Here is an 11052-nt window from a genome sequence, read left to right as displayed (position 1 = left end):
TATTAAACTCTGTTCGTTAGACTTTTTTATTCTATAGACAGAAATAACCAACTGTTCGGTTAAAAATTAACCTACGCTTATTGTGCCGTAATTTTGAATAAAGTGCTTTCGCTGAGGCTTTAGCGCTATAAAAAAACTGCACAGGATAAGTCATGAAAACAGGATTATACAAAGACTGGAGCTCACTGCTTGCGCCAATCGCTTTTAGTCTGGTCTTAACTGCATGCGGTGGGGGATCAGATGACCCTGCACCGACACCAATACCAGAACCAACCCCAACGCCAGAGAATAAAGCACCAACCGTATCGGTTGATGCAGTCGCTGAAGCTAAAGAGCAAACTGAATTTTCGCTCACAGCAACCGCTGCGGATGAAGATGGTGAAATTAGTACCTATGCTTGGACAACCACTTCCAACCTTGATTTAACGCTTAGTGGGCAAGATACAAGCACGCTAACTGTAACGAGCCCTGATATCTCTGAAGACATTGAGGTGACTTTTACTATCACCGTGACTGATAACGGCTCGACGGCCAAAACTGCGCAAGCGCAACATACTGTTATGATAAAGCGCAAGGTATCATCAGTTTCAATTACCGGTATTGTCACAGACGAACCTATACCAAATGCCAATGTCACCATTTCTGCTGGTGGCTCATCAGCGCAAGTCCAAGCTGGCAGCGATGGCAGTTATTCACTTGAATTGATTGTGGATGAGTCTGAGGTTAAAGATCTCGTGCAAATTAAAGCTCGGGGCACTGGTGAACAAAGTAAGGTTGAATTCTGGTCACTACTTAATTCAGTAGAGACAGTAATCGAGCAAGCGGGTGAAGACGGTGTACTGCAAAAGGACGAAAACTTCTCAGTGAATGTCACCAACGTCACTACCGCAGAATACGCCATCATTACGCGTGATGGCGAAACACCGCAAGACGATGAAGCACTTAAATCAGCACTCTTAAACGTGGATGCTGATGAAAAACTTCAGCTTGCGACCTTAATCAAAGTGGTTGTTGATAACCCAGACTTTGAGTTGCCAGAGGGGGTAGAGAATACCCTTGAGCTCGTCTCATCGACAGAAACGGTAGAAGCGTTTGAGGCTGAGGTGAATGAGAAAGATCCGACCATCATCGAAAAAACGAAGACCGAGATTAAAGAAGATACTGATCTGGTAACGGGTCCATCGGGTAGCTTAGTGGGTGAGTACATACTTCAGTCACCTCGTTATTACAACAATATCGCTTACCACGTCAGTTTAAAAGAAGATAACACAGGGGTTATTCATGGCATAGATCAGCAAGCGATAAGTAGCTGGGCGCTAGATGGCAACAAGTTAGCACTGACATTTGCAGAGCCTTTGAAGAAGTCTGTATCTGAAAATACTCTTGAAGATGAAACTAAGCAGCGAGTTGAAACGTTCGTCACCGGCATGAGTATGTTGGTACTCGGAGAGAATGAAGTATTTAGAACCGTTGAAGTCACTGAAACAGTTTTCCAAACATTGGATGGCGCTGCTCAAGATTCAGAGACAGTCACCTATATCAGTAATCTTATTAGCAAGAGCCAAACCTCAGCTCCCACTACTGAGATACTCACTTCAGACGGTGGTCTCTGGTATTTGGATTTAGATGATAGAGATTTCACACTTAATGACGAACCTGAAGAGCAAGTGTCAAAACTTATTTTTAATGCAGATGGCACAATCACCACTGAATTCTCTGATGAAGAAGTGACATGGCGCATTGAGGGGCGAGCCATTGTTGTCGACTATAAAGACTTTACCGATGACACCAAGCAAACACTTGAATATGAAGGTTCGGCTTCAATTTGGCTAACCAAAGTTTTGGATGCGGGATACCAAGTCGTTACGCTAGATACCACTGACGATGAGTGGCCAAATACTGAATATGGTTTACTTATCAAGCCTTCAGATGTCACGGTAAACGAAAGCACAATGTCTGGCCGTTGGCATGGTTTCTATGGCTTGAACCAAAGCTATTACATGGACTTATATCCTGATGGGTCAATTTATTTTGGTTTAGAACGCAGTGATTATGTTTGGGATATTGATGGCAATACCATGGTGCGTAAAGTCTATATGCAAAATGGTAATCGCGTTGAAAGTTGTTTAGAAGCGCGTGATGATTGTGCTTTGATTGGCATTACTAATCATGAAATTCTCGCTATGGTGAATGACCGTTATTACCTTAAACGTACGTTCTTATGGATGAATGAGCAAGGCATGATGGAGGTCAGCGAATCTGCACTGTTTATCTTTGAATATGACAGTGATTTAAGTATCACGGCCTTTGATCAAACATTACCAAATTATGGCGATACCTATGTGTGGGTGCAAGATGCCATGGGTAACTTGATGATGGTGAAGATCAATCGTGATAGTGAAGAATTTGACGGTGTCATTACTTTTGGAGAGCAAAGTTATAACTTTAACTTTGAAGATGGCAATATTGTTTACTTTGTTGATGGTGCTAAGTATACCCTAGAGATAATAGACAGTTCTCAAGAGCATATTCAGGCCTGCTTATACCCTTCTTCGGGGCTGTCATTCGAGATTGAGGGTGAGGGGTCTGTTGGATTCCACAAAGTTGGCTTTGCGACTTCTGGTTTAGAAGGTGTTTGGGAACTGGCAAATGAAAATGTTATTTTCATGTTCTTACCTGACAGCAGATACTTTGCCATTCAATGGGCAGAAGAAAATGGCTTTGTAGGTTTTGAAAGAGGGGCTTATACAACTGACGGTACCAGCATTACATTTGAAACTGAGCAAAATCATGATGGCGAAGCTTTAGTGTGTGATGCACCTGCAGGGCAAGGTTGCTCAGGTGTTTCTTTTGAATACAGCGTATCTGACTCCGAGTTTGTCTTGGGTGGCACTGATGAGGGATCAATCTCTTTTAGTAAAGTAAGTTTTGCTGCTGAAGGTGTTGAGGGCACATGGGGGCTATTAGACGATGCGGCTTTACTTATGCTGTTACCTGAAACCCGATACTTTGCTATTCAGTGGGAAGAAGAAAATGGCTACATTGGCTTTGAGCGCGGTAACTACCAAACAACTGAGACGCAAATAACATTTGATACGCTGCAAAATAATGATGGTGAAGCACTAGTGTGCGATGCATCTGCCGATAGCACATGTTCGGGTGTCACCTTTAATTATTCCTTACCATCGGGCTGCACCGATGATTCCATGGTGAAGATTTGGAAGCAAATGCCATTAATGGGTAACTCTATTATTAACAACTCAGATCTTTACCTAGGTGAAACACTGGGTTTGAGCTTAGATAGATGGGGTAATGGTAAAGTTAAAACACCAATGGGTGAGTACGATGTAAACTGGTATGTCACATCTGAAGGTATGATAGAGCTTAATTTAATGTATCCATCTGTTATCTATAGCAATACTGACAACAGTATGATAACGGAACATAAACTAAAAGGTTATACGGTGCAGCTCGACGCTATGGAGGGCATGAAAGTAGCAGTCACCGAACGCGTTGATGTTTACACAGATGGTTATATGAGCGGCGACGTTAATCATGACTTTATGGGTAAACTTTACTATGAAAGAGACTTCATAGATTTATCAGAGGTCGACTTTGTTGGTAAGTGGGTCGCTTATGATAGAGCTGATGGCAATCAAATTAGTCATGTAGAATTTATGGCTGATGGCACTGGTACTGTGAAATCGACATTCGATGAACCAGATGAAAATGGTGACTTTACATGGTCGGTGATGGGACGAGCATTAAAATTAAACTTTGAGGATACTGAGTTTGATAACTTGCACATGACTAAAGACTTATCGGTAGGCTACCAGTTTGTTGATAACTTTGATGATTTGGCAGATGTTTATTCAAGCCAGATTATTTCAGGCATACTTGTCAAAGATATGGCTCCAGAACTCAGTAAAGAAGACTACCAAGGGCGCTGGGTTTACTTTGATGGTGCAGATCAAGTCAGTGGTCAAAATGGTACTGAAATCTACCCAGAAGATGAAGACGATTCTTATCTGACATTCGTATTTGGTACAGGCAAAAGCTCTTATCAAGGCCGTTATGAGGATGGCCAGGTTGTCCGAGCACGCTATGTAAATCCTGAGACAAAAGAGAGAACCCGCTTCTGTGAAGCGTCACCAACTTGTGTGCTCGAAGCTGAAATGCGCTATCAAATGGTGGCAGAGCATGAAGGGCGCTACTTCTGGGCAAGAGAATTCAGCAGTTTTGATGCTGATGGAACTAAGCGTCCAGGTTCAGGTGTCATGTTCGTTGGTGAGCGAAATGAGTCAACGGATATTGAAAAGCTTGAAGACTATCATATTAGTTTCTTCTATCTTTATCAGGCAGTAGATGATGGGCAAGTGGCTTGGTATTCGACTACAGCAACAGATGATATGGGTGAAGACATTTACACATTACAAATCGGCGATGCTGAAGCGGTGCAATTCACGTTTGAAAATGGACAAATGCAGTTGATGGACGGACAAGATACCATTATTGAACTAGTCCCGGGCAGTAACAATAAAGATGGCTTAACCTTGTGTAAGTATCTAAAAGGGAATACTTGTACAACACAAGATCATATCCCTTTATTCTTTAGTCCTCCGAACTAATTACCATTTTTAATTATTGAAAAGGCCCATTACGGGCCTTTTTTATTGGCTGTTGCTTGCTAATTAAGCACTGTTCAACTAATAAGTAAATGCAAACAACAAGAAGGAATTAACTATGGCCAAAGTCACTTCACCACCCATTTCAGCTTTTTGCTGGGCAGAATTATGCTCATCGGATTGGGCGGGCGGAAAACAATTCTATACGCAACTCTTTGACTGGCAGTTTGACGATCAACCCATCGGTGAAGATTGTTATTACACTATGCTAAAGAAGCAAGCCGATGATGTCGCGGCCATGTATCAAATGATGCCTGAGCAAAAAGAGGCAAATATTCCTAGTCATTGGTTAGGCTATATTGCAGTCGAAAATGTTGATGCCATCGCCGGTAAAGCAAAGCAGCTAGGTGCAACGGTCATTCATGGTCCTTGTGATGTGATGAGTGCCGGTCGTATGGTGATGATAAGCGATCCAGGTGGAGCATTTGTGGCATTTTGGCAAGCGAACGAGCATATCGGCACACAAAGAATATTAGAGAAAAATACGCCTTATTGGCATGAGCTAGCTTGTCGGGGCAGTGAAAAAATCGGGCAGTTTTATAGCGAACTATTAGGTTGGCAAATCCAAGTCGAAAAAATGGAACACATGGATTATACCTTGTTTTGTAATGAGCAGGGGCCTGTTGCAGGCATGCTCGAAATGACCGAAGAATGGGAGGGCATTCCACCTCATTGGATGATCTATTTTGCTGTCGCTGATTGTGATGCAATGTCTGAAAAATCTACGTCTTTAGGCGGGCAAGTTTGTGTGCCACCCACAGATATTCCAAACATTGGGCGCTTTGCCGTCATCACAGATCCGCAAGGCGCAGTATTCTCAATTATGCAGTCTTATAATGGCGATATTGATCTGGATGCTTGATATTAAAGGTATTTGCCCCAAGTTCAGTAAGCATTAAAAGATGCTAGGAGGATACAATGACAAAACATGTGGTGATTACAGGGGCAAATCGCGGTATCGGCCTTGAATTCGCAAAGCAGTATTTGGCGCAAGGTTATGAAGTAACCGCAGTTGTTCGTAAGCCATCAACTGAGCTACAAGAATTATCGGTTAACATCATAGAAGGTATTGATGTGAGCAAAAGTGATGATGTTGCTCGATTAGCATCAGTGCTTAACGGTAAGTCTATTGATGTGCTTATTAACAACGCAGGTATTTTTGAAAACGAAAGCCTCGCCAATATGGACTTTGAGGCCATTAATGCGCAGCTTCAGATCAATGCAGTTGCGCCTGTGCGAGTCACACACGCTTTGCAAGCTAACTTAGACAGTGGCAGTAAAGTGGCGATGATCACCAGTCGTATGGGCTCAATCGCTGATAATGGCTCAGGTGCTTATATAGGCTATCGTATGTCAAAGGCGGCACTCAATGCAGCTGGTGTCAGTTTAGCGCATGAACTAAAACATAAAGGTGTCGCAGTTGCCTTATTACACCCGGGTTTTGTGCAAACTCAGATGGTTAACTTCGCCGGAGATATCCCACCTCAAGTTGCTGCAGAGCGATTAATACAACGCATCGAAGAGCTGAACTTAGATAATACAGGTAGCTTCTGGCACTCAAACGGTGACATTTTACCTTGGTAAAATAGAGCATATAAAACATGAACAGATGGCAGGCAATGCTTTCTGTTCGTCGCGTGTTCAGGTTAGGTTTGCTAAACTTGTGGCAATGATCACCTATCCTGAACAATTATCATGGAATTAGAACAAAACACACCACTCACACTGCCGCTTTTTTTGCTTGATGAACATATTGAGCAGCGCGACCTAGAAACCTCTGATTTAACACTCAGTGTGATCTTAGACGAAACCTTACTGGCTAACCTCTGTCAAAATCCGGCAGAAGATCAAAGCATCAGTATTAATTTAGAAACCTATCAACTATTTGCCGATAACTCTGATTTCAAACCTGTGATCAGTGAAGCACATCAAGCTCAGTTATTACTTAACCGAGGACCTGTGTTAAGCGCTGTCGTCAGCAGTGGTGAGCAAGTCTTTATTTCTCCTCCAGTAGAAATGATGCCGACATTTGATCTAGGCGACGAAGAAGAGGAGGCGTAATGCCTTGTAAAAAAGGATTTGTTCTTACTTGCCTACTTTTTCTAAGTGGTTGTGTTGCACTGGCTGCCAACCACTACGAGACTTTGTTTGGACCAGCACAACCACAACAACGTGAGGTCGTTGCAAATACACCTCATGCGACGCAATACCTCAATGACGTAAAGCCGATTATTGAGCAGCGCTGTGTGGTATGCCATGGTTGTTATGATGCACCATGTCAGTTGAAGCTCTCCTCTCCAGAAGGTATTGACCGTGGCTTAAGTAAAGAGCCTGTGTATGACGGGACTCGTTTGTTGGCGCAAACACCGTCACGTTTATTGATAGATGCCACATCTACACAACAATGGCGCGATAAAGGTTTTACCACGGTGCTTAACGAACATCAGCAAAGTGCAGATGCAAACTTAGCAGCCTCTGTGATGTATCGTTCATTACTATTAAAACAAAATGCTGAGTTGCCTGCACAGCAAGTGCTAGGTGATGAATTTGATTTTAGCTTAGATAGAACGGCCACTTGCCCAAGCATTGAAGAGTTCGACAGTTATGCGCAAAACCAGCCTCATGCGGGTATGCCTTATGGTTTGCCAGCGTTAGAGCAAAGAGAATTTGCTGTATTACACGATTGGTTAAAAAGCGGTGCTAAAATGGCCCAGATTGCGCCGCCGACCTTAACTGAGCTTGCACAAATTGAAATCTGGGAAGCTTTTCTAAATCAAGATAATCTTAAGGCGCGTTTGTCAGCGCGTTATATATACGAGCATTGGTATTTGGCGAACATTTACTTTGATGAAGCAAAAAAATCAGACTCGCCGAGCTTTTTTAAATTAGTACGCTCTAAAACACCACCGGGGCAGGCAATTGAAATTATCGCAACGCGCCGACCTTTTGATGAGCCAAACGTTGAGCGCGTATATTATCGTTTTCAACATCAGCGCGGCACAGTATTATCGAAAACCCATATGCCGTTGGCAATTAATGATCGAAAGTTAGCGCGTTTAAAAGCACAGTTTATCGAAGCGGATTATCAAGTTTTGAGTCTACCAGGCTATGCACCTGAGGTCGCTTCGAATCCGTTTAAGAGTTTTGCGCAGCTACCCGTTAAGTCTAAATATCAGTTTATGCTAGATGAAGCACATTTGATCATCAGTGGCTTTATCAAAGGGCCGGTTTGCCGTGGTCAAATTGCATTGAATGTGATTAACGATCACTTTTGGGTCGCCTTTGTCGATCCAGAAAAAAATAGCTCACCAAAAATGGCCGAGTTCTTAATTCACAATGACGATGAACTCGCGCTGCCTGCTGAAGAGCAAAGCAATGCCTTACCTCTTTCAAGTTGGGCTAAATATGCCAAACGCCAGCATGAGTATTTAAATGCTAAAACGAAATTAGCGAACCAAGTGTTTGCCGATGGCAGCAATTTAACCACAGATTTAATTTGGCAAGGTGAAGGGCATAACCGTAATGCAGCACTCACAGTATTTCGCCACTTCGACAGCGCCACTGTGGTAAAAGGTTTTGTTGGCCAACCACCAAAAACCATGTGGCTATTAGATTATGCGTTGTTTGAGCGTATTCACTACTTACTAGTGGCCGGCTTTGACGTGTATGGCAATGTAGGTCATCAGCTCATTACCCGTTTATATATGGACTTTTTACGCCTAGAAGGCGAGCAAAACTTCATTAATTTACTGCCGCAAGATGAAAGGCAAAAAGTCAAAAATCACTGGTACCGTAAGTCGCATTTAAGCTTAAGTGAGTTTATTAATCGTAAGACCATTTTAGCTGCCCCGACGGGGATGCAATTTACCACCACTGAGCCTAAGTTAGAGCTATACAGCAAGTTTAAACAGCATTTGCAGCCTATTTTAAGTGAGCGTTATGCCTATAACTTAGTACCTAAGCTATTGGCAAAACTCAATGCGTTACCGAGCAAAGCCATTAACCTATTGCCTCAAGTGTCATTTATTTTGGTCAAGCACGGCGAGCAGCATAAAGCGTATACGCTTATTCATCATAACGCGCACTACAATATTTCGAGTTTATTGAATGAAGAAGGTCAGCGTGCTTACGATGAAGATACCGCGACCCTTGTTCCTGGGTTTATTGGAGATTATCCTGCTGCCATATGGTATTTACCTAATTCGGAGCATGTTCATAGCTTTGTTGAAAATTTGCATAGCATGCAAAGTGAGGCCGACTACAGAGCTCTAAAAGAGCAATTCGCAATACGTCGAAGCCATCCGCAATTTTGGCAATACAGCGACCTGTTGCATGAGATTGCTAAGCAGTACAAAGGCATCGAATATGGGGTGTTTGATTACAATCGACTTGAGAACAGATAACTCTGTTGGGTATGATAGTCGTTAATTAAAAAACGAAATTAGGAAGCGCACCATGTCTGCGAACACAACAAAGCTAGTCGTTATGCTAGAAATGCAAAACGCCATGAACACTAAGGTTCATGAGCAATGGTTTAACCAAGGGTTTGAATGGTATCGCGCTATTTGGGTTGAGTGTGCTGAAATGCTAGACCACTACGGTTGGAAGTGGTGGAAAAAGCAAACACCAGATACTGAGCAAGTGATTTTAGAGCTGGTGGATATTTTCCACTTCGGCCTATCGCTGCGTATTGATGGCGTTAAAAGTTACGAGCAGCTAGCAACTGAACTGGAAAAAGAATTAAGCGAGCCGCAACTTGCTGAAGACTTTAAACAAACACTTGAGCAGCTAGCGGCAAGTGCGGTGGCTGATAAGTCTTTTAACGCGCAAGCATTTGCTGGCTGCATGCAGCAAATCGGTATGAGTATTGATGATTTATATCGTGGTTATGTGGGCAAGAATACGCTGAACTTCTTCCGACAAGATCATGGTTATAAAGATGGCTCTTACATCAAGGTGTGGAATGGTCAAGAAGACAATGAGCATCTAGTTGAAGTTGTGAAAAGTCTAGATACTGAGCATGCTGATTTTGCTAAGCAAGTTTATGCAGGGTTAGAAGCGCGTTACCCTGCATAATATTTGTTCTAAGCTATTGGCAATAAAGTGCGATAGTCAGTAATTGATAAATAGCCAGTGATGTCTTTCACTGGCTGTTTGCTATCTGGGTTAGCAACAGCTAATAAGTGCTCAATACCAAATTGTTTAGCTGAAGCTAATACGCTTAAACTGTCATCGACAAACAGAGTTCTGCTTTTATCAAAACCCAAATCAGCTTGAACTTGCAGCCATAAGCTTTGGCTTTCTTTACTCACACCATACTCATGGGTTGAAATCAGCTTATCGAGGTATTGGTCAAACTGAGTACGTTCGACTTTTAAGCTCAAACTATCAGGGTGTGCATTGGTGAGTAGAATTAACTCTTTGCCTGCGGCCTTTAGCGCCTTTAAAAACTCAGGTACATCGTCACGCACAGTGATCAGGTGCTGTATCTCTCGTTTCATTTCCATAATGGGGAGATCGAGTTCTTTTTGCCAATAGTCTAAGCAGTACCACTGTATTTTTCCTTCTACAGCTTGGTAGCGTTTCTCTATATCTGCAAAAGCTTCTGAGACACTGATATTGTGTTTTTTTGCGAGCTGCTCGGGGATTACATTTAACCAAAAATGGTTATCAAAATGCAGATCGAGCAGAGTGCCGTCCATATCTAATAAAACGGTATCGATTTTTGACCAATTTAACATAGGCATTTGTCGTTAAAGGCTTTATGATTAAGTTAACTGCCATATTAGCAAATAAACGCCTATGTCACAGAAAAAGCATCCAAACCCACCCGAAATTATCCACTGCGATGTAGTGGCCAAAAGTAAACTCTTTACCGTTGAAGCCTTAGATTTGACCTTTTCAAATGGTGAACAGCGTCAATATGAACGAATTCGAGGCGGTGGCCGAGGTGCTGTGATGGTGGTACCAATCACCGCAGACAACGAGCTTTTATTAGTCAGAGAATATTGTGCGGGCACGCATAATTATCAACTCGGCTTTCCTAAAGGTTTAATTGATCCCGGAGAAACGGCAAAGCAAGCTGGCAACCGCGAGCTAAAAGAAGAAGTAGGCATGGGCGCAGAGCAGTTTGATGAGCTAAAAACGCTGTCACTAGCACCGAGTTATTTTAATGCTCGTATGCATATTTTGGTTGCGCAAAACCTTTACCCAGAAAGTTTAGAAGGTGATGAGCCTGAACCGCTGGTGGTTGTAAAATGGCCATTAGATGAATGGCAATCCTTACTTGAACAAGAAGACTTCACTGAAGCGCGTAGTGTGGCAGCGCTTATGTTGTTACAAACCTTCCTAGCAGCAAAGGAGTAGC

At 42.7% G+C, this 11052-nt stretch carries 8 protein-coding genes; 7 read left to right on the top strand and 1 reads right to left on the bottom strand.

All coding sequences use genetic code 11. The annotated features are described in order from the left end of the window. Positions 1-152 precede the first annotated feature (152 nt). The 6 genes from ACXAC4_RS15760 to ACXAC4_RS15735 all read left to right on the top strand — a co-directional run bounded on the left by ACXAC4_RS15760 (position 153) and on the right by ACXAC4_RS15735 (position 9761). The gene (locus tag ACXAC4_RS15760) at positions 153-4628 is read left to right on the top strand and encodes a PKD domain-containing protein (RefSeq protein WP_475163231.1); all 4476 of its coding nucleotides are present in this window, start codon (positions 153-155) and stop codon (positions 4626-4628) included. Between the two features lie 115 nt (positions 4629-4743). Continuing rightward, positions 4744-5547, top strand: coding sequence for a VOC family protein (locus ACXAC4_RS15755; protein WP_475163229.1), 804 nt, complete (start codon positions 4744-4746; stop codon positions 5545-5547). Positions 5548-5603: 56 nt separating this feature from the next. Further along, positions 5604-6269 (top strand): SDR family oxidoreductase, encoded by a 666-nt coding sequence (locus tag ACXAC4_RS15750; protein WP_475163227.1) that lies wholly within the window; start codon positions 5604-5606, stop codon positions 6267-6269. 111 nt (positions 6270-6380) lie between these two features. Continuing rightward, entirely contained in the window at positions 6381-6746 is a 366-nt protein-coding gene (locus ACXAC4_RS15745; protein ID WP_475163223.1) for a hypothetical protein, read from the top strand. Further along, entirely contained in the window at positions 6746-9088 is a 2343-nt protein-coding gene (locus ACXAC4_RS15740; RefSeq protein WP_475163218.1) for a fatty acid cis/trans isomerase, read from the top strand. The genes ACXAC4_RS15745 and ACXAC4_RS15740 overlap by 1 nt, the downstream gene beginning before the upstream one ends. 52 nt (positions 9089-9140) lie before the next feature. Further along, complete coding sequence (locus ACXAC4_RS15735) at positions 9141-9761, top strand: dUTP diphosphatase (protein ID WP_390449520.1); 621 nt, start codon at positions 9141-9143, stop codon at positions 9759-9761. An 8-nt stretch (positions 9762-9769) separates the two neighbouring features. On the opposite strand, the gene yrfG is transcribed toward ACXAC4_RS15735, so the two are convergent. After that, positions 9770-10426 (bottom strand): GMP/IMP nucleotidase, encoded by a 657-nt coding sequence (gene yrfG, locus ACXAC4_RS15730; RefSeq protein WP_475163214.1) that lies wholly within the window; start codon positions 10424-10426, stop codon positions 9770-9772. A gap of 61 nt (positions 10427-10487) precedes the next feature. On the opposite strand from yrfG, the gene nudE reads away from it, so the two are divergent. After that, positions 10488-11051 (top strand): ADP compounds hydrolase NudE, encoded by a 564-nt coding sequence (gene nudE, locus ACXAC4_RS15725; RefSeq protein ID WP_475163212.1) that lies wholly within the window; start codon positions 10488-10490, stop codon positions 11049-11051. Position 11052 lies beyond the last annotated feature (1 nt).

The organism is Pseudoalteromonas sp. AWM4_233, assembly GCF_056158285.1.
Note: the sequence above shows the minus strand (reverse complement) of the source record. Positions and strands in the feature narration are given on the sequence as shown.